Source organism: Brevundimonas vesicularis (assembly GCF_014204545.1).
GTDB classification, from domain to species: domain Bacteria; phylum Pseudomonadota; class Alphaproteobacteria; order Caulobacterales; family Caulobacteraceae; genus Brevundimonas; species Brevundimonas vesicularis_B.
Map to the genome: position 1 here is coordinate 1,216,744 of NZ_JACHLJ010000001.1, position 19,604 is coordinate 1,236,347.

The window sequence follows — 19,604 nt, forward strand, 5'->3', positions numbered from 1 at the left end:
CCGCATCGGGACGCCAAGAACCGATCAAGCCTTCGGGCGATCCATAGGGAAATGTCGGCGCGGAACGCAGCCGGCGAGTAACGGAGACGAGCATGGCTGCGAAGATCGGCGGTTCCGGTGGGGACAAGCACACGATCGAACAGACGGCGGATATCAACATCACGCCGTTCATCGACATTCTGCTGGTGCTCATGATCATCTTCATGGTCGCCGCGCCTATGGCGACCGTCTCGATCCGTCTGGACCTGCCGCCCGCACAGCCGCCCACCAATCCGACCGAAGAGAAGGAGCCGGTGTACATCACCATCCAGGAAAACGGTCAGTTGTTCCTGTCGGACAAGCAAACCTCGATCGACAACCTGGCCACTGACGTTTGCACCGCCTTGGGCGGCGGCGCCTGCCAGGAAGAGCGCGTCTTCGTCCGCGCCCAGCCGGAAGTGAAATATTCGCAGTTCATGGAAGTCATGAACAAGATGCAGGAGAACGGCTTCTTCAAGGTCGGCCTGCTGAACGAAGACATCGAATAGGACCGTCGTCCTTTCCAGGATTTGGGCCGCGTTCCGAAAGGGACGCGGCCTTTTTCTTTGCCGAAAGACTTGCCGGATCGATCGACTGCACCCTTGATGCCGCATCGATTGTTCGAGGAGTCCGCCCATGCGTCGTCGCACCTTCCTGTCCGCCCTGCCCGCCGGTGCGCTGGCGGCGACCGCAGCCCAGGCCCGGCAGGCTGCTCCCGCCGCCAGGCCGACCGAAGCGGCCCCTGCCCCCACACCTTTATCGGCTCGCCCGGCCGACCCCTATGCCGGCGTCGGCATCGGCGACCGGATTTCGGGACCGAAGTTCATGGGGCGCTCGACCGTCTGGGGCGCGAACGGGGCGGCGGCGACGGCGCATCCCGCGGCCAGTCTGATCGGCATCGACACCTTAAGGCGCGGCGGATCGGCCATCGATGCGGCCATCGCCATCAATGCGGCCCTGGGCTTTCTGGAGCCTGTGGCCAACGGCATCGGCGGCGACGCCTATTGCATGCTGTGGGACCCCAAACAGAAGAAGGTCGTCGGGCTGAACGGATCGGGCGCCAGTCCGGGGGGCCTCAGCCTGGAGATCGCGCGATCCAAGGCCATCGACGGCTATCTGCCGCGTTATGGCGCGGTGACGGTGAACGTGCCGGGCACGGTGGACGCCTGGTGGAGCGCGCATCAGCGGTACGGCAAGCTGCCATGGAAAGAGGTGCTGCTGCCCGTCGCCGAACTGTGCGAACAGGGCGTGCCCGTGCCCCAGGTCATCGCCTACTATCTGGAACGCAACATGGCTTCGTTTGATCGGGGCCAGATCCCGATCGAGGAAAACGAGAACCGAAAGCGCATCTGGGCCGCCGGCGGCGCGACGCCGAAAGTGGGCGAGGTCTTCGCCAATCCCTATCTGGGCAAGACCCTGCGGATGATCGCGGAGGGCGGGCGCGACGCCTTCTACAACGGTCCCATCGCCGATCAGATCGAGACCTATTTCAAGCGAATCGGTGGCTGGATGACCCGCGCCGATCTGGCCGCCCATCACACCGAATGGGTCGAGCCGATCCGGACCAACTATCGCGGCGTGGACGTGTTCGGCCTGGGTCCCAACACGCAGGGGCTCAGCACCAACCAGATCCTGAACATCTGCGAACAGTTTGACCTGAAGTCGATGGGCTTCCAGTCCGCCGCCTCGCTGCACGTCCAGGCCGAGGCCAAGCGGCTGGCGTTCGAGGACCGGGCGCGCTGGTTCGCCGACGACCGATTCTCCAAGACGCCGGTCGAATGGCTGAACTCCAAGGCCTACGCGGCCGAGCGGGCCAAGCTGATCCGGCCCGATCGGGTCATGGACCGCGTCATGCCGGGCGACGCCCCGCACCACGGCGACACCACCTATTTCAGCGTCGCCGATGCGGATGGGATGATGGTCAGCTGGATCCAATCCAACTATCGCGGCATGGGGTCGGGCCTGGCGCCCGACAACGGCTCCGAACCGCTGGGCTTCATGTTCCAGGACCGGGGCGAGTTGTTCGCCCTGACCGACGGCCATCCGAATGTCTATGCGCCGGGCAAGCGCCCGTTCCAGACGATCATCCCTGGCTTTGCGGTCAAGGACGGCGAGCCGTGGATGGCGTTCGGCGTCATGGGCGGCGCCATGCAGCCCCAGGGCCAGGCCCAGATCATCATCAACATGGTCGATTACGGGCTGGAGCCCCAGGCGGCGGGCGACGCCCCGCGCTGGCAACACTATGGCTCGTCCGAACCGACCGGCCAGCCGCAGGAAGGAACCGGCGTGCTGCACCTGGAAAGCGGCGTGCCCGAGGCGACCAAGGCCCGGCTGCGCGCGATGGGCTGGACTCTGGGCGAACCCGACGGCGGCTTCGGCGGCTATCAGAACGTCATGAAACAGATGAACCCCGACGGGCGCTGGACCTATGGCGCGGCGACCGAGATGCGCAAGGACGGCATCGCCCTGGCCTACTGAGATTGGCCGACTGATGACCCTCGACGAGGTCCGCGCCCTTCTGCTGTCGTTCCCCGGCGTGGAGGACGGCGTGTCCTATGGCGAGCCGTCGTTCAAGATCGCGGGCAAGTTCTTCACCTGGATGCGCCCGGCGCTGGACGACAGCATCGTGGTGCATTTGGACAATCTGGATGAGCGCGAACTGCTGATCGAAATGGACCCGGCGACCTTTCATTTCACCGACCACTATCGCGACCATCCCATCGTCCTAGCGCGCATCGCCAGCGTCGATCCTATCTGGCTAAGAGCGGCGCTGACACGCCGCTGGCGTCGGATCGTGCCGAAAAAACTGTCCAAGGCGCATCCGGACCTTATCGGAGCGGGGTCGGGCGCCTAACTACGCCCCTCAAGCGGACCCAGCCCAAGGAGCGCCCCATGGCCTATGGTGACCAACCCACGACCACAGTCGACGGTATCGAAATTCCCCTGCTGGGCTTCGGCACCTGGCAGCTGGAGCCCGACGATGCGCGGCGCATGGTCGCCGAGGCCCTGCGGATCGGATACCGCCACATCGACACGGCCTGGATCTACAAGAACGAGAAGGCGGTCGGCGAAGGCATCCGGGATTCTGGGGTCGCGCGCGAGGACATCTTCCTGACGACCAAGATCTGGGTCGAACATTTCACCCACGACGCCCTGCTGAAACAGGCCAGGGAATCGGCCGACAGCCTGGGCACGACGCCCGACCTGCTGCTGCTGCATTGGCCGAAGACGACGCCGACGTTCGAAGAGACGCTGGGCGCCCTGAACGAGGCCAAGGACCAGGGCCTGACCGAGTCGATCGGCCTGTCCAACTTCCCCTCCAAGGAGTTCCGCCAGGCGCAGAGCCTGTCCAGGGCGCGGCTGCTGACCGATCAGGTCGAGCATCACCCCTACTTGGGCGTCGATCAGCTGGTGGCGACGGCGGCCGAGCTGAGGTCGTCGATCACCGCCTGGTCGCCGCTGGCGCAGGGCAAGATCGCCGACGACGCCACGATCAGCGAGATCGCCGGCGCGCACGGGAAGACGAACGGCCAGATCACCCTGCGCTGGCTTATCCAGCACGGGATCATCGCCATCCCTCGCACCACCAAGGAGAGCCGCGCGCGCGAGAACTTCGACATCTTCGATTTCGCCCTGACGGACGAGGAGATGCAGCGGATGGACGCCCTGGATCGCGGCGAACGGCTGGGCGACTGGCTGGACCCGGCGTTCGAATGGGACAAGACTGCCGCCTGACCGACAAGGGAGGCGCCGGTGTTTCGCAAGCGGGACCAGCCCAGGCTGTGGCGCGCGACGTTCGCCGTCGTGGGCTGGACCGCGCTGGCGCTTCAATATCTGCTGATGATCGCGCCGGCCCAGGGCTGGACCGTGCTGGAACGGACGATCAACTACTTCAGCTTCTTCACCATCCTGACCAATATCCTGGTCGCCTTGGCCTTCACCGGGCCGCTGCTGGGCGAAGGATCGCGGCTGGCCCGCTGGTCAGCCAGCGAAGGCGTCAGGGCCGCCGTCTCCATGTATATCGTGGTGGTCGGGGTGGTGTACCACTTCCTGCTGCATCCCTATTGGAACCCGACCGGCTGGTCGTTGGTGGTCAATCTGGTGCTGCACTACGTCATGCCGGCCGCCTTCGTGCTGGACTGGCTGTGGTTCAGCCCCAAGGGCCGGCTGCGCTGGATCGATCCGGCGAAATGGCTGGCGTTTCCGCTCGTCTACGGCGGCTGGACCCTGGCACATGGGCTGGCGACACGCTGGTGGCCCTATGGGTTCGTCAATGTGGATCAGCTGGGGCTGGTCCGGGTCGTGGTGATCTTCGGCGTGCTGCTGGCGTTTTTCCTGATCGTCGGGCTCGGTCTCGTCGGGCTTGACCGGCTGTTTGGTCGCGCGACGCGTGACAGTTCAACATTAGCACTCTAGGCATCCCGAGAACCGCTCATCCCCGCGAAAGCGGGGACCCAGTTCTTTCGCTTGGCGGGGTGTCGGAGGATCGAGGGCAGCGCCGTCCCGCCGACATCTCAACGCCCACAGCGCTGGGTCCCCGCCTTCGCGGGGATGAGCGGAAGATTTAAGAGCGGAAGCCTCATGGCCTACAAATCCTTGCGTGACTTCATCGACCAGCTGGAAGCCAAGGGCGAGTTGGTGCGGGTGTCCGAACCCGTCTCCACCGTGCTGGAGATGACCGAGATCCAGACGCGGTTGCTCAGGAACGGCGGACCCGCGGTGCTATTCGAAAAGCCGGTGATGCCCGACGGCACGATCAGCCCCATCCCCTGCCTGGCCAATCTGTTCGGCACGGTGAAGCGGGTCGCCATGGGGGTGACGCTGGAGGGCAAGAACCGGACGACGGCGGGCGAACTGCGCGAAGTTGGGGAACTGCTGGCCTTCCTGCGCAATCCGACGCCGCCACGCGGCCTGAGCGACGCGATGGAGATGCTGCCCCTGGCCCAGACCGTCATGTCGATGCGGCCCAAGACGGTGAAGAAGGCGCCGGTGCAGGAGGTGGTGCTGAAGGGCGACCAGATCGACCTGACGGCCCTGCCCGTCCAGTCCTGCTGGCCCGGCGAGCCGGCCCCCCTGATCACCTGGGGCCTGGTCGTGACCAAGGGGCCGAGCGAGGACCGCGAGGACGACTTCAACCTGGGCATCTATCGGATGCAGGTGCTGGGCAAGGACAAGGCTATCATGCGCTGGCTGGCGCATCGCGGCGGGGCGCAACATTATGCCCGGCACAAGAAGGCCCGGCCCAAGGAGCCTCTGCCCTGCGCGGTCGTGCTGGGCGCCGATCCGGGCACAATCCTGGCGGCGGTGACGCCGGTGCCGGACACCCTGTCGGAATATCAGTTCGCCGGCCTGATGCGGGGCGCCAAGGCCGAGCTGGTCCCCTGCAAGACCGTGCCGCTGATGGTTCCGGCCCAGGCCGAGATCGTGCTGGAAGGCCACGTCCTGCTGGACGAGTTCGAGGACGAAGGCCCGTACGGCGACCACACCGGCTATTACAATTCGGTCGAAAAGTTCCCGGTGTTTCAGGTCAGCGCCATCACCATGCGCCGCGACCCCATCTATTTGACTACCTTCACCGGCCGGCCGCCGGACGAGCCGAGCGTGTTGGGCGAGGCGCTCAACGAGGTCTTCATTCCCCTGTTGCGCCAGCAGTTCCCGGAGATCACGGACTTCTGGCTGCCGCCTGAGGGCTGCAGCTACCGGATCGCGGTGGTGTCGATGAAGAAGGCCTATCCGGGCCACGCCAAGCGGGTGATGCTGGGCGTCTGGAGCTATCTGCGCCAGTTCATGTACACCAAATGGGTCATCGTTGTGGACGACGACATCGACGCCCGCGATTGGAAGGACGTCATGTGGGCCATCTCCACCAAGATGGACCCGGCGCGCGACATCACCGTGATCGAGTCGACGCCCATCGACTATCTCGACTTCGCCAGCCCCGAGAGCGGCCTGGGCTCCAAGATCGGGCTGGACGCCACCGACAAATGGCCGCCCGAGACCAAGCGCGAATGGGGCGAGGAGATTCGCATGGACGCGGCGGTCGTCGAACGGGTCAACGACCTGTGGGGCCGTCTCGGCCTGCCGGGTGACGGAACGCCGATCTGGAAATAAGCTTGGCCTTTGGTCACGCCGGGGGCGATGTGAGCGCATTCGAGTTCTTCTTCAGCTTTTACGGCCTGCTGCTGGGGCTGTCCGTGGCCGAACTGGTCGGCGGGTTCGCGCGGGTGCTGCATGAGAAGCAGCGGATTCGGTTCGGCTGGCTGACGCCGATGCTGGCCCTGTTCGTGGCCATCGACATTGCGACCTTCTGGAACCAGGCCTGGGTCATCTTCCGCGGCGCGCCGTTCAACACCTTCGTGCTGCTGGTCTCACTGGCCATTGCGGCGACCTTCTACGTCGCCGCCAGCGTAACCTTCCCACGTGTTTCGGCCGAAGGCGGCGACCAAAAGATCGATCTGGACGCGCACTTCTGGTCGCATCGGCGACTGGTGTTCGGCTGCATCCTGGCGGCCAATCTGATCGTGGCGGTGATCGTGATCATCCTGGCCCAGCTCAATCCCGGCTTCGCCAAGATCGCCCACTCGGTGCGGTTGTGGGTGGGGGTGGCCATCTTCGTGATCGGCACGGCGACGGCGGCGTTTGCGCCATGGCGCCGGATAGCGGTCGGCGCCCTGATCGTCGTGCTGCTGTACAGTCTTTGGCAGACGGGGAACTCGGCGGCCCTGCTGCTCAAGGCCGGCGGTTGGGCGCCGGTCCTGGGCGGGGGCGGTTGAAACCTTGTCAGGGCCGCGCAATCGGCTCACGAAAGGCCATGCAGTCCCCTCTTCTGGTTTCGGCGCTGGTCGCCGCCCTTGCCTGTAGCGTGAGCCCCGCCATGTCCCAGACGCTTCCCAACACCGCCCCGTGGGATCAGGCCTTCCTGCCGCCCGCCCCCGCTTGGGACGGCGCGTCCAAGGCCTTGCTGCGCGATGCGAGCGATCCGTGGGTCACCGCGTTCGAGGCCGATCCGGGCCATGACTTCAGCCCCAACTATGCCGACACCCGCGCCTGGTTCGATCGTCTGGACACCGCCAGCGATCGGATCCGCATCGAGCAGTTCGGCGTCTCGCCCGAGGGCCGGCCTATCTATGCGGTGATGGCGTCCAAGGACGGGGCGGCCTTCGATCCCGCAAAGCCGGTGCTGATGATCCAGGCCGGCATCCACCCCGGCGAGATCGACGGCAAGGACGCGGGCATGATGCTGCTGCGCGACATCGCCTTCTATGGAAAGGACGCCCTGCTGGACCGGGTCAACCTGATCCTGATCCCGATCCTGAGCGTGGACGGCCACGAGCGTTCTGGCCCCTATTCCCGCCCCAACCAGCGCGGCCCGCGCATCCAGGGCTGGCGCAATACGGCGACCAACCAGAACCTGAACCGCGATTATCTGAAGCTGGATCAGCCCGAGATGCGGGCCGTGCGCGGCCTCATCCTGAAATACCGGCCGGACCTTTACGTGGACGTCCACGTCACCGACGGCATGGATTACCAGTACGATGTCACCTACGGCTTCAACGGCGAGGACGGGACCTTCAGCCGGTCGCCGAACGGCTCGGCTTGGCTGGATTCGGTCTTCAAGCCGGCGATGAACGCCGCGCTGGAACGCGAGGGCCACATCCCCGGCGAACTGGTCTTCGGTATCGACGACGACGAACCCAAGAAGGGCCTGTCGGACGGCGGCCTGGGCGAGCGGTTCTCCAACGGCTGGGGCGCGGCGGCCCATGTGCCGACCATCCTGATCGAGAACCACAGCCTGAAACCGCACGAGCAGCGGGTGCTGGGCACCTATGTCTTCATCGAGGAGGCGATGCGTCTGCTGGCCGATCAGGGCGCGGGTCTTCGCGCCGCGACGGATCAGGACAAGGCCCTGCGTCCGGCGCAGATCCCCGCCAACTTCGAGGCCGACGAGACGGCGTCGTCCACCCGGCCCTTCAAGGGCATGCTGTATGAGATGTACGACAGCGCCGCCTCGGGCCGGAAGGAGATCCGCTGGCTGGGCCGCCCCGATCCTGACCTGTGGCAGATGCCCTTCTATGGCTCCAAGCCGACCCTGACCCTGACGCGGCCTACGGCCTACTGGGTGCCGGGCTATCGCACCGACATCATCGAGCGTCTGAAGACGCACGGGATCGAAATGGAGACCGTCGAGGCTGCGCGCACCGTGAACCTGTCGATGCTGCGCCTGGTCGAACCCAAGCTGGCGACCCGCGCCAACGAAGGTCACGTTCAGGCTTCGGTGAAGAAGGTCGAGGTCGAGAAGCGCGACTGGACGTATCCGACCGGCTCGGTGCGGGTGCCGACGGATCAGCCGCTGGGCGACATCGTCGTGCTGCTGCTGGAGCCGCAATCCAGCGAGAGCTTCTTCGCCTGGGGCATGTTCCCCGAGGTGATGAGCCGCGTCGAATATATCGAGGCCTACGCCATCGCGCCATTGGCGGACAAGATGATGGCGGCGGACCCTGCATTGAAGGCCGAGTTCGAGGCCAAGGTGGCGGCCGACGCCACGTTCGCCGCCGATCCGCAGGCGCGTCTGGCCTGGTTCTATGAACGCACGCCCTTCTATGACGACCACTATCTGCTCTACCCTGTCGGGCGTGAGGACTGATCGATGACCACGCCGCTGATGTACGCTGTCCAGGCCGCCGCCCTGTGGAGCGGCCTGCTGATCCTGATGATGCTGGTGCTGTCGGGCATCGTGGTCAGCGGACGACGCAAGCATATGGTGTCGTTCGGGGACGGCGGGAACGCGGACCTGATGGCCGCCAGCCGGGCCTTCGGCAATCTGGTGGAATATGCAACGCCGGGCATGATCGCCATGCTGCTGCTGGCCGCCATGGGGGCGCCGGCCTGGATGGTCCACGGCGTCGGCGCGACCTTGCTGGCCGGGCGTGTGATCCATGCCCTAGGTCTGTTGTTCCAGACCGGGCCATCGTTGGGGCGGGTGATCGGCATGTTGCTGACCTGGGTGGCGCTGTTGAGCGCCGCCGTGGGCCTGATCGCCTTCGCCGTCGTCTGACGCGGTTGCGGTGCAGCGGGGCGTCCGCCATATCGGGGCATGACTGAAACCCTGGCTGCGCCCGTTTCCACCGATCTTCTCAACGACATCGTCAAGGCCGCGCTGAAGGCCGGCGCCGACGCCGCAGAGGCGGTCAGCGCCGATCGACGATCCCTGTCGGTCGGGGTGCGCAACGGCAAGCTGGAAGATGTCGAACGCGAGGAATCGCGCGACCTGGGCCTGCGCGTGTTCGTGGGCCAACGGCAGGCGTCGGTCTCGGCCTCGGACCTATCGCCGGCGACCCAGCAGCGCTTGGTCGAGCGGGCCGTGGCCATGGCGCGGCTGGCGCCGGAAGATCCCCACGCGGGTTTCGCTTCCGAAGATCGACTGGCGCGGGGGCCGTTCATCGATCTTGACCTGTTCGATCCGAGCGAACGCACCGCCCAAACTCTGGAACAGGTCTCGGCCGAGGCCGAGGCGGCGGCCCTGGCGGTCCCCGGCGTGGCGCGGTCGGAAGGCGGACATGCCGGCTGGTCGTCCACCCGCTGGCGGCTTGTGACCTCTCACGGTTTCGACGGCGCCTATGAAGGGTCGGCCTTCTCGCTGGGCGTCGGCGTCATCGCCGAAAAGGACGGCGCGATGGAGCGCGGCGGCGAGAGCCGTTCGACCCGCCACCTGTCCGACCTGCCGGGCGCCGACCTGATCGGCCGCACCGCCGGCGAGCGCGCCGTGGCGCGCGTGGGGCCGCGCAAGATCGCCTCCACCACTGCCCCGGTGATCTTCGACAATCGGATGGCGGGCCAGATCGTGTCGCCGGCCATCGGCGCCATTTCCGGCCCGTCGATCGCGCGCGGCACCTCCTTCCTGAAGGACCGCATGGGCCAGCGCGTGTTCGCTGAGGGCGTCACACTGATCGACGATCCGTTCCGCCCGCGCGGCATGGGATCGACCCCGTTCGACGACGAAGGCGTGGCGGTCCAGAAGCGCGCCCTGTTCGACGACGGCGTCCTGACCACCTGGTTGCTGAACAGCGCCTCAGCCCGACAACTGGGTCTGGAAACCACCGGCCATGCTTCGCGGGGTCTGGCCGGGCCATCCGGCGTCTCGACCCACAATCTGCATATGGAACCAGGCGAGCGGGATCTGGCGGGGCTGATGGCCGACGCCGGGACCGGCCTTCTGGTGACGTCGATGTTCGGCCCGTCGCTGAACGGCAACACCGGCGACTGGTCCGCCGGGGTGTCGGGCTTCTGGTTCGAGAACGGCGTCATCGCCTATCCGGTCAGCGAGGTCACGGTCGCGGGCAAGCTGACCGACCTTTACCTGCGCATCGAGCGCGGGTCGGACCTGGAGTTCCGAGGCGGATTCAATGTGCCCAGCCTGATGTTCGATGCGGTGGCCATCGCAGGCAAATGATGGACCTGGACGCCGACCTCGACCTGATCCGCCAGGCGGCCATCGACGCCGGGGCGCTGGCCATCGCCGAGCGCGAGGCGGGCCTGAAGATCGAGTCCAAGGTCGGCGGTTCGCCCGTCACCAGCGGCGACCTGAAGGTCGACGCCATGCTGAGGGACCGGCTGCTGTCGGCGCGGCCCGACTATGGCTGGCTGTCGGAGGAGACGGCGGACACGGCCGAGCGCCTGTCGAAACGACGCATCTTCGTGGTCGATCCCATCGACGGCACCGTCGCCTACATGAAGCGGACGCCGTGGTGGTGCGTGCCCATCGCCGTGGTCGAGGACGGCGAGGTCGTCGCCGCCGTCATCCATGCGCCCGAGGTGGACGAGACCTATGTGGCGACGCGCGGCGGCGGGGCGCGACGTAACGGCAAACCCATCCACGCCTCGGATGTCGATACGCTGGAGGACGCCTCGATCCTGGGCGATGCGCGACTGATCGAAGCGCCCTATTTCGACGAAGAACCCTGGCCGTCGATGCGGTTCGAGAAACGCAACGCCCTGGCCTATCGGATGGCGCTGGTCGCCGCCGGCGCCTTTGACGCCGCCCTGGCCCTGACGCCGAAATGGGACTGGGACGTCGCTGCGGGCTGGCTGATCGCGACCGAAGCCGGCGCCAGGGTCAGCGATCACCACGGGCGGCCGTGGGCCTTCAACCGGCCCGATCCGCGTCAGGCCAGCCTGGTCTGCGCGGCGCCGATCATCCAGCCGATGATCGTGCGGCGCTGTAAAAACGTGCCGCTTTCGACCTGAGGCGGGGGGCGGAAAAACCCCCGCCAACATTGATCCGAGGGCGTTCTCGGCCTATGCCGCGCGCAAACCTCCCTCCCCCAAAGCCTCCCGGCCCAGCCTTCAGGATTTCCGATGACCGATCAGAACGCCGTCCCGCCGCAACTTCTGCACATCGTGATCGGCGGCGAGCTTCGTCACCTGGGCGAGCCGACGTTCCGCGACCTGTCGCAGGTCGAGTTCGTCGGCGCCTTCGGCAGCTATGACGAAGCCAAGAAGGCCTGGAAGGCGCGCGCTCAGGCGACCGTGGACAACGCCCACATGCGCTATTTCATCCTGCACGCCCACAAGCTGATCGATCCACGCGGCGACGCGGCCTGATCTGAGCATCGAGTGCGACATCGAGGGGCCGAACCGGCTCCTCGATCCGACGTTTTGATCTGTAGGCGAGGACGACGATGAACCTGGAACCGCAACAGATCTTCCAACTGGTCAGCCTGCTGGCCGTGCTGGCGCTTTTCAGCTTTTCGCTGCGCGGCCACATCAACGACGCCCGCTGGTTCAAACGGTGGGAGGCCGACCGCAAGGCGCGCCGCGACGCCGAACTGGCCGCCGAGGCGCGGGAAAATGATCCCGACGCGCCAAAGACCGGACCATGGGGCTGAAGTCGCTTCCTCAGTTAGGACCGTCATTCCGGGGCTGAGCGCAGCGAAGAACCCGGAACCCAGGGGGACATCTTCGACGCCTGACCCGGTAGATGCCGCAACCGCATCCCTGGGTTCCGGGTCCATCCTGCGGACGCCCCGGAAGGACGACGGAAAGCCCCCTACTCGCGCCGCAACAGCTTGTCGGTCACCAGCGTGCCCCACCAGCCGGCCTTGAACTCGGCGCGGATGGCCTTGGGGTCGTAGTCGGGACTGTCGACCCAATCGATGAAGCTGATGCCCTTCGGCTCGATCTCGTTGACATATTTCTCCAGCGTATAGTCCAGCACCCCGGTCAGCCCCTCGCGGGAGTGCAGATATTTCTTGGACAGCTGTTTCATGGCGACCGAGATCGGCTCGCCCAGGTGGAAATGGCGATAAAAGACCGCCATCATCCCCGCCCGATCCGCGCCGGACTTGCAGTGGATCAGCACCGGATACCGGATCGTCTTGAACAGCGCGCGCGCGCGGTGGATGCGCACCGTCTCGGGCGGATCGCGCGAGTCCAGCGGGGCGTCGATCAGGGTCAGGCCCAGCCGCTCGCAAGCGTCCTTCTCCAGCCAGTAATAGCCCTCGTCGCGTTCACCACGCAGGTTGATGACGGTCTTGACGCCCCTCGACTTCCAATACGCCAGCTGGCGCGGCGACGGCTGGTTGGTGCGCACCAGATCCGGGCCCAGCCAGTGGGCGTTGGAAAAGGCCACGCGCAGAAACGCGTGGTCAGCCCAGAAATAGTGCCAATGCGCCCGAAAACGGCCCATCGCGGTCGAGAGGTCGAAGCGCGCCATGCCCGCCAGATAGCGATCCGGCGCCGCCGCGTCATCCGATCTCGATCCTGATGCGTTGGAATGTTCGTCGAGACCGGAGAACAGCCCGATGAGAACCCTCGCCGCAGCCGCCGCCGTCGCCGCCAGCCTGTGGGCCGGCGCGGCCGCCGCCCAGACCCCGCCGCCCGAAGACCCTGCCCTGATCGCCTATTTGCGTGACCGGGCCAAGGAGGCGTTGGACACCACCCGCTATACGGCCGCGATCACCCCGGACGGGGCGATGACCCTGGTCTATCTGACCGGGCCGAATTGGTGCGGCTCGGGCGGATGCCGGCTGCTGGTGCTGGACCGAACCGGCGCGACCTACCGCTCGGTCGGCGAGATCAGCGTCGCGCGCGCGCCGATCCGGTTGCTGGAGCGACAGACCCATGGCCGACGGGATCTGGGCGTCTATGTCGCGGGCGGCGGAATCACCGAGGGCTATGAGGTCGCCGTGCCGTTCGACGGGCGTCGATACGCGTCCAATCCGACGGTTCCGCCTGCCGTCAGGATCCAGGAGGCGCCCGGCGAAACCCTGTTCCGCGCCGACGAACAGGGCCGCCCGCTGGAACCGTCGCCGGACAAGCCTTGACTTGAACGGCGGCTCGGACGACCGAGAGCCGATGACCGTCGCCGCCTCCGAAACCATGCCGCTGCGCGCCCTGCTGGCGCGGATTTGGCGCGACTATCTGTCCAAGCACAAGGGATCGCTGATCCTGTCGGTCTTGTGCGCGGCGACGACCGGCCTGCTGACGGCGGCGCTGCTGAAACTGCTCGAGCCGGCCGTCAACGGTCTGTTCCTGGGCGGGACCAGGCCGATCAGTCTGTTCGGCCTTGTGACCTTTCCGGCGGACAAGGCCGTCGTCTGGATTCCGATCGCCATCCTGACCGTCGCCATTGCGCGTACCCTCGCCGCTTTGGGCCAGGCCGCCCTCGTCAATCGTTTGGGTCACACCATCGTCGGCGACATCCAGATCCGTTTGTTCGGGGCCATGATCCGCGCCGATCTGGCGCGCTTACGCAGCCAGCACTCGGGCGGCTTCGTCTCCTCGGTGCTGTTCGACGCCAATATGGTGCGCGAGGCCTTCACCTCGGGCGTGGTCAACTACACCCAGAACCTGCTGACCCTGATCGCGGTGCTGATCTACATGGGGTTCATCGACTGGCAGCTGACGATCGTCGTGCTGCTGGGCGTGCCGCTGGTGGCGCTGGTGCTGCGGCGCTTCGGGCGCAAGACGCGCAAAGCCGCCGTCGGCGCCATGGCCGAGACAGAGAACCTGTCCACCGCCCTGATGGAGAACCTGGACGGGGTTCGCCTGATCAAGATCGAGAACCGCGAGGCCGCAGAACAGGACCGCGTCGCCGAGGTGGTCGCCCGTCGCCAGCGCCACGTCATCAAGGGTGCCAACGCCCGCGCCTTCGCCGGTCCGTCCAGCGATCTGGTCGCCTATGTCGTCGTCGCCGCCGTCATGGCCTACGCCGGATGGCGGGCGCAGACGGGCGATATGACCGTAGGGGGCTTCGCCGCCTTCATCGGCATGCTGTTGGCCGCCGGCCAGGCCCTGCGCCAGGTGACCAACCTGGCCACGGTGATGAGCGAGGGTTTCACCGCCGCGCGGCGCCTATTCGGCGCCCTGGACATCCAGCCTGAAATCCGCGAGGCGGCCGACGCCGCGCCCCTGGCCGCTGGGCCGGTGGAGGTCGTGCTGGATAAGGTGTCCTTCGCCTACGCCGGGACCGATGCGCCGACTCTGGACGGGGTGTCCCTGCGGGTCGCGCCGGGCGAGACGGTGGCGTTGGTCGGGCCGTCGGGCGGCGGCAAGAGCACGATCCTAAGCCTGCTGCCGCGCTTCTATGATGTGACGGGCGGGGCGGTGACGATCAACGGCGCCGACGTGCGGGCGCTTCGGATCCATGACCTGCGCGACCACATCGCCCTGGTGACGCAGGAACCCTTCCTGTTCGACGACACCATCGCCGCCAACATCGCCTATGGCCGGCCGGGCGCGACGCAGGAACAGATCGAAGAGGCCGCCCGTTCGGCCGCCGCCCACGACTTCATCACCGCCCTGCCGCAAGGTTACGACACCCGGGCGGGCGAGGCCGGCCTGCGTCTGTCCGGTGGGCAGCGCCAGCGGATCGCCATCGCCCGCGCCTTCGTCAAGGACGCGCCGATTTTGCTGCTGGACGAGGCCACCAGCGCCCTGGACACCGAAAGCGAGGCCCTGGTCCAGGCGGCGCTGGAGCGGCTGATGCAGGGCCGCGCCACCCTGATGATCGCCCACCGCCTGTCGACCGTCCGGAACGCCGACCGCATCTATGTGATCGAGGCCGGGCGCGTGGTCGAGGAAGGCTCGCACGACGTCCTGGTCGCCCGAGGCGGCCTCTATTCCCGCCTGGCCCGCCAGCAGTCGCTGGACGGCGCCGCGCCCACCGTCGAGACCGTCGCGTGAGGCCGCTGCGCATTCCGGCCGTCCAGGCCAGCCTGTCTTTCATCCTAGCGCACTGGATGCAGTTCTGCTTCGCCACCATGCGCTGGACCCATGAAAACCAGGCGGTGGCCGAGGGTGTTTGGGCCCGGGGCGGCGGGGTGCTGTGCGCCTTCTGGCATTCGCGTATCGGCCTGTCGCCGGCGTGCTGGCCGCTGAACCGCGCGCAGCCGGCCAAGGCGTTGATTTCCCTGTCAGCGGACGGTCAGTTCATCGCAAAGGCCGTGGCCCGCCAGGGCTTTCCCGCCATTCGCGGTTCGTCGTCGAACAAGGATAAGGCGGACCGGGACAAGGGCGGATCGCAGGCGCTGCGGGCGGGCCTGCGTCAGTTGAAGATCGGCGCCCTGGCCATCACGCCGGACGGTCCGCGCGGCCCGGCGCGCCAGATGGCCGAGGGCCTGCCGATGATGGCCAAGATCTCAAAGGCGCCGACGCTGTTCATCGGCATGTCGTGCAATCCGGCCATCCGGCTGAACAGCTGGGACCGCGCAATTCTGCCCCTGCCCTTCGCCAAAGGCGCCATCGTGTGGGACATCGCCGATTATCCGACCGGCGACGACCTGGATCACGTCCGCAAGGACTGGGCCGCGCGGCTGGATGCCGTCGAGGCGCGGGCCGATGCGATCACGGGCCTGAAACCATGAGGATGTCGTGACGCCGCTGCCGCTGATCGCCTATCGGCTGGCGACGCGCGCGCTGGAGCCGCTGGCCCCGCGCCTGCTGGATGCGCGCGCCAGGCGGGGCAAGGAAGACCCGGTGCGGGTGGACGAGCGGATGGGCTTCACCCGCACCACGCGTCCCGAAGGTGATCTGGTCTGGCTGCACGGCGTCAGCGTGGGCGAGAGCCTGTCGCTGCTGCCCGTGGTCGAGCGGCTGACGAAGGCGCGGCCGGATCTGACCGTTCTGGTCACCTCAAGCACCGTGACCTCGGCGCAGATTCTGGCCGAACGGCTGCCAACGGGCGTGATCCACCAATATGCGCCGGTCGATGCGCCGGGCGTGGTCGAGCGGTTCCTGGACCATTGGCGGCCAAGCCTTGCGGTCTTCGTCGAAAGCGAACTGTGGCCCAATCTGTTGCTGGAAGCGCGTCGGCGGGGCGTGAAACTGGCCCTGGTCAGCGCGCGCATCACGGAAAAGACGGTCGAGGGCTGGGCGCGGTTTCCGGCCTCGGCGCGGGCGCTGACCGGCGCCTTTGATCTGGTGCTGCCGCAGGATGCGGTCTCGGCCCAGCGGCTTGAGGGCATGGGCGCGCGGATCGACGGGCTGGTAAATCTGAAACTGTCCGGCGAGGCCCTGCCGCACGATCCCGCCGCCTTCAGCCGTTTGAGCGCCGCCATCGGAGACAGGCCGGTGATCGTCGCCGCCAGCACCCATGAGGGCGAAGAGATCGCCATCGTGCGCGCGCTGGACCATTTGAGCGAGCGTGTCTGCCTGATCCTGACGCCACGCCATCCCGAGCGGGGGGCGCACATCGCCCAGACCCTGCAACGCGACGGCTACGCCTTCGCCATGCGTTCGCGCGGCGAGACGATCGGGCCGGACACCGACATCTATCTGGCCGACACCCTGAACGAGATGGGCTTGTTCCTGCGGCTCGCCGATGTGGTGGTGATGGGCGGCTCGTTCGCGCCCGCCATCGGCCTGCCGCCCGTCGGCGGGCACAATCCGCTGGAACCCGCGCGGCTGGGCAAGCCGACGATCACGGGGCCGGATGCGTCGAACTGGGCGCCGGTGACGGCAGCCCTGGTCGAGGCGGGAGGCCTGGCCCTGGTTCAGGCGCCGTCCGACCTGCCCGTCGTGATCGAGCCGCTGCTGGAAGACCTGAACGCGGCCAAAGCCATGGGCGAGCGCGGGCGTCGCGCGGCTGTCGAAGCCGGAGGCGGGCTGGAGCGACTGTGGGCGCTGCTGTCGCCGCTGATGCCGCAAAGGCAGGGCCGGCGATGAAGCTGAACACGCCGCGCTGGTGGTATGTGCGCGACAGCAACCACGCCCGAATGACGCGCACGGCGCTGAAGCCGCTGGGCTGGGTCTGGGCCGCCGTGACGGCGCGCCGGATCGCGCGGACGGTTCCGATCGACCCCGGCTGCGCGGTCATCTCGGTCGGCAATCTGACGGTCGGCGGATCGGGCAAGACGCCGGTCGCGCGCGAGACCCTGCGGCTGCTGCGCGCGGCGGGGGTGGAGGCGCAAGGCTTGTCTCGCGGCTATGGCGGGCGGCTGGAAGGGCCGGTCCGGGTCGATCCCCAAATCCATACGGCCGACGATGTCGGGGACGAGCCGCTGATGCTGGTGCAGGGGGCGCCGATCTGGATCGCGCGCGATCGCGTGGCGGGCGCCAGGGCCGCCGTCACGGAGGGCGCGCTGGCTCTGGTGCTGGACGACGGCCATCAGAACCCGGCGCTGAAAAAGACCGTCAGCCTGATCGTCGTGGACGGCGAGACGCGCGGCGACGAATGGCCGTTCGGCGACGGATCGGTCTTCCCATCCGGCCCGATGCGCGAGGCGCTGAAGGCCGGGCTGGCGCGCGCCGACGCCGTGGTGGTCATGCTGCCGACGGATGTCGAAGAGGCCGATCCCGAACTGCTGGCCGTGTTCGGCGCCCTACCCGTCTTCGTCGCGCGCCTGACGCCCAAGGGGCCGCCGCCGTCGGGGCCCCAGGTCGGTTTCGCCGGCATCGCCAAGCCCTGGAAGGTCGAGCGGTCGCTAAAGGCGGCGGGCTGCGACCTGGTCGACTTCGTCCCCTTCCCCGACCACGCGGCCTATAGCGCCGCCGACATGACGTTCCTGACCGACCGGGCGGCAGTGTTCGACGCTGGCCTGGTTACGACGGAAAAGGACTGGGTCCGGTTGACGCCCGAGCAGCGCAAGGCCGTCGTCGCCTGGCCGGTCGTCGCCCGGTTCGAGGACGAGGCGGCTTTCGCCGCCTTCCTGAACGACAGGATTCAGTCGGCGCGATAGACCACGCCGGACCTCATCACGAACTTCATCCGCTCCAGCTCGGTCACGTCCGACAGCGGATCGCCCGAGACGGCGACGATGTCGGCGGGCATGCCCACGGCGATCTTCCCGGCCTCATTGGCGATGCGCAGGTGTTCGGCGGCGTCGACGGTGGCGGCCTGGATGGCTTCAAGCGGGCTCAGGCCGGCGCGGACCAGAAGCGCGAACTCCTGGGCGTTGTCGCCGTGGGCCGAAACGCCGGAGTCGGTGCCGAAGGCGATCTTGACCCCGCCCTCATGCGCGCGACGCGCCATGTCCAGCATCTTGGGCCCGGCTTCCAGCGCCTTGGCCGTCTGGGCGGGGGTGAAGAAGTTGTCGGGTCCCGAGGCGATGCGCGCAACGAAATCCCCGGCCAGCAGGGTCGGGATCAGCCAGGCGCCGTTCGATTTGAACAGGCGGATCGACTGGTCGTCCAGATAGGTGCCATGTTCGATGGAATCGCCGCCGGCCCGCAGGAAGGCGTTGATGCCGTCGACGCCGTGGGCGTGCGCCGTCACCTGGCGGCCCATGCGGTGGGCGCTGCCGACGATGGCGGACAGTTCGTCGTCGCTGAACTGCTGGTTCAGGCCGGCGGCGGTGTTGGACAGCACGCCGCCCGTCGCGGTGATCTTGATGATGTCGGCGCCGGCGCGAACCTGGGTGCGCACGGCCCGCATGCAGTCCTCAGGCCCCGAGCAGATGCTCTCGGACGACAGCAGGTGCATGACGTCCTCGCGATAACCGTTGATGTCCCCATGCCCGCCATGGATCGACACTGACGACCCCGCCGCAATGATGCGCGGTCCCGGCACGTCGCCGTTCCGAACGGCGTGTCGCAGGGCGAAGATGGCCTGGTTCGAGGCGCCCAGATCCGCCACCGTCGTAAAGCCGGCCATCAGGGTGCGACGCGCATAGCGGGCGCCGACCATCGCCTGGTCCGCGTCCGAAAGCGTCACCTCTTCAAGGCGTGCGTTCGGGTTCTGCTGGCTCGTCAAATGGACGTGGCTGTCGATCAGGCCGGGCAGAACAAAGGCCTGGCGCAGGTCCACAACCTTGCCTTGCAACGCGTCGCCGACGAAGCCGTCGCGCACCTCAACGACCTGGTTCCCTCTGATCACGAGAGTTTTATCGCGTTGCACAACGCCGTTCGACGGATCCGCAAGCAACCTTCCGGCTTCAACGAACGTTGTGTCGGGTTGGGTCGAAACGCCTGTGGCCACGGGGGTTTGCTCCGCATGAGCGCTCGCCGCCGACGCCATCAGCGCCGCCAGCGCGATTCCGAAACGTTTCATCGATCTCTCCCCGCGACGCGTTGGCCGCAAAAATGCCCCACAAGGCTCAGGTTGCCTCGCCCGTAACCAACTGAAACAAACACGCCTCAAGACCAACCGC

20 protein-coding genes are annotated in these 19,604 nt (G+C 67.1%); 18 read left to right on the forward strand and 2 right to left on the reverse strand.

The window, feature by feature from the left end:
• Window positions 1–92 precede the first annotated feature (92 nt).
• The 13 genes from HNP47_RS06200 to HNP47_RS06260 all read left to right on the forward strand — a co-directional run bounded on the left by HNP47_RS06200 (window position 93) and on the right by HNP47_RS06260 (window position 11,903).
• Window positions 93–527 (forward strand): biopolymer transporter ExbD, encoded by a 435-nt coding sequence (locus HNP47_RS06200; RefSeq protein WP_055753310.1) that lies wholly within the window; start codon window positions 93–95, stop codon window positions 525–527.
• Window positions 528–654: 127 nt separating this feature from the next.
• A complete protein-coding gene (locus HNP47_RS06205) occupies window positions 655–2,496 on the forward strand; it encodes a gamma-glutamyltransferase family protein (RefSeq protein ID WP_184278751.1) in 1,842 nt (613 codons plus the stop codon).
• 13 nt (window positions 2,497–2,509) lie between these two features.
• The gene (locus HNP47_RS06210; RefSeq protein ID WP_184278752.1) at window positions 2,510–2,872 is read left to right on the forward strand and encodes an MmcQ/YjbR family DNA-binding protein; all 363 of its coding nucleotides are present in this window, start codon (window positions 2,510–2,512) and stop codon (window positions 2,870–2,872) included.
• 38 nt (window positions 2,873–2,910) lie between these two features.
• On the forward strand, window positions 2,911–3,753 hold the full coding sequence (locus HNP47_RS06215; protein WP_184278753.1) for an aldo/keto reductase: 843 nt from the start codon (window positions 2,911–2,913) through the stop codon (window positions 3,751–3,753).
• Window positions 3,754–3,771: 18 nt separating this feature from the next.
• A complete protein-coding gene (locus tag HNP47_RS06220) occupies window positions 3,772–4,434 on the forward strand; it encodes a Pr6Pr family membrane protein (protein ID WP_184278754.1) in 663 nt (220 codons plus the stop codon).
• A gap of 165 nt (window positions 4,435–4,599) precedes the next feature.
• Window positions 4,600–6,129, forward strand: a complete 1,530-nt coding sequence (locus HNP47_RS06225) for a UbiD family decarboxylase (RefSeq protein ID WP_184278755.1) — start codon at window positions 4,600–4,602, stop codon at window positions 6,127–6,129.
• A 29-nt stretch (window positions 6,130–6,158) separates the two neighbouring features.
• Window positions 6,159–6,791, forward strand: coding sequence for a hypothetical protein (locus tag HNP47_RS06230; protein ID WP_184278756.1), 633 nt, complete (start codon window positions 6,159–6,161; stop codon window positions 6,789–6,791).
• A 101-nt stretch (window positions 6,792–6,892) separates the two neighbouring features.
• Window positions 6,893–8,662: a M14 family metallopeptidase gene (locus HNP47_RS06235; RefSeq protein WP_221414926.1), complete on the forward strand. Its 1,770-nt coding sequence runs from the start codon at window positions 6,893–6,895 to the stop codon at window positions 8,660–8,662.
• Between the two features lie 3 nt (window positions 8,663–8,665).
• Window positions 8,666–9,073, forward strand: a complete 408-nt coding sequence (locus tag HNP47_RS06240; protein ID WP_184278758.1) for an MAPEG family protein — start codon at window positions 8,666–8,668, stop codon at window positions 9,071–9,073.
• 39 nt (window positions 9,074–9,112) lie between these two features.
• Window positions 9,113–10,468 (forward strand): TldD/PmbA family protein, encoded by a 1,356-nt coding sequence (locus HNP47_RS06245; protein ID WP_184278759.1) that lies wholly within the window; start codon window positions 9,113–9,115, stop codon window positions 10,466–10,468.
• Entirely contained in the window at window positions 10,465–11,262 is a 798-nt protein-coding gene (locus HNP47_RS06250; RefSeq protein WP_184278760.1) for a 3'(2'),5'-bisphosphate nucleotidase CysQ, read from the forward strand. The genes HNP47_RS06245 and HNP47_RS06250 overlap by 4 nt, the downstream gene beginning before the upstream one ends.
• Window positions 11,263–11,373: 111 nt before the next feature.
• Window positions 11,374–11,619 (forward strand): DUF4170 domain-containing protein, encoded by a 246-nt coding sequence (locus HNP47_RS06255; protein ID WP_017505336.1) that lies wholly within the window; start codon window positions 11,374–11,376, stop codon window positions 11,617–11,619.
• A 77-nt stretch (window positions 11,620–11,696) separates the two neighbouring features.
• Complete coding sequence (locus HNP47_RS06260; RefSeq protein WP_184278761.1) at window positions 11,697–11,903, forward strand: hypothetical protein; 207 nt, start codon at window positions 11,697–11,699, stop codon at window positions 11,901–11,903.
• 161 nt (window positions 11,904–12,064) lie between these two features.
• Here the strand turns inward: HNP47_RS06260 and HNP47_RS06265 are convergent, their stop codons facing one another.
• Window positions 12,065–12,730 (reverse strand): fused DSP-PTPase phosphatase/NAD kinase-like protein, encoded by a 666-nt coding sequence (locus HNP47_RS06265; protein ID WP_184278762.1) that lies wholly within the window; start codon window positions 12,728–12,730, stop codon window positions 12,065–12,067.
• An 88-nt stretch (window positions 12,731–12,818) separates the two neighbouring features.
• Between HNP47_RS06265 and HNP47_RS06270 the strand changes: the two genes are divergently transcribed.
• The 5 genes from HNP47_RS06270 to lpxK are packed head-to-tail and all read left to right on the forward strand — an operon-like array spanning window position 12,819 to window position 18,194.
• Complete coding sequence (locus tag HNP47_RS06270; protein WP_184278763.1) at window positions 12,819–13,340, forward strand: hypothetical protein; 522 nt, start codon at window positions 12,819–12,821, stop codon at window positions 13,338–13,340.
• Between the two features lie 31 nt (window positions 13,341–13,371).
• Complete coding sequence (locus tag HNP47_RS06275; protein WP_184278764.1) at window positions 13,372–15,201, forward strand: ABC transporter ATP-binding protein; 1,830 nt, start codon at window positions 13,372–13,374, stop codon at window positions 15,199–15,201.
• A complete protein-coding gene (locus tag HNP47_RS06280; protein WP_184278765.1) occupies window positions 15,198–15,881 on the forward strand; it encodes a lysophospholipid acyltransferase family protein in 684 nt (227 codons plus the stop codon). Before HNP47_RS06275 ends, HNP47_RS06280 begins: the two co-directional genes overlap by 4 nt.
• Before the next feature lie 7 nt (window positions 15,882–15,888).
• The gene (locus HNP47_RS06285; protein WP_184278766.1) at window positions 15,889–17,181 is read left to right on the forward strand and encodes a 3-deoxy-D-manno-octulosonic acid transferase; all 1,293 of its coding nucleotides are present in this window, start codon (window positions 15,889–15,891) and stop codon (window positions 17,179–17,181) included.
• A complete protein-coding gene (gene lpxK / locus HNP47_RS06290; RefSeq protein ID WP_184279121.1) occupies window positions 17,178–18,194 on the forward strand; it encodes a tetraacyldisaccharide 4'-kinase in 1,017 nt (338 codons plus the stop codon). Before HNP47_RS06285 ends, lpxK begins: the two co-directional genes overlap by 4 nt.
• Here lpxK and HNP47_RS06295 read toward each other — a convergent pair.
• On the reverse strand, window positions 18,179–19,504 hold the full coding sequence (locus HNP47_RS06295; RefSeq protein WP_184278767.1) for an amidohydrolase family protein: 1,326 nt from the start codon (window positions 19,502–19,504) through the stop codon (window positions 18,179–18,181). The two genes, lpxK and HNP47_RS06295, sit on opposite strands and share 16 nt — an antisense overlap.
• Between the last annotated feature and the right edge of the window lie 100 nt (window positions 19,505–19,604).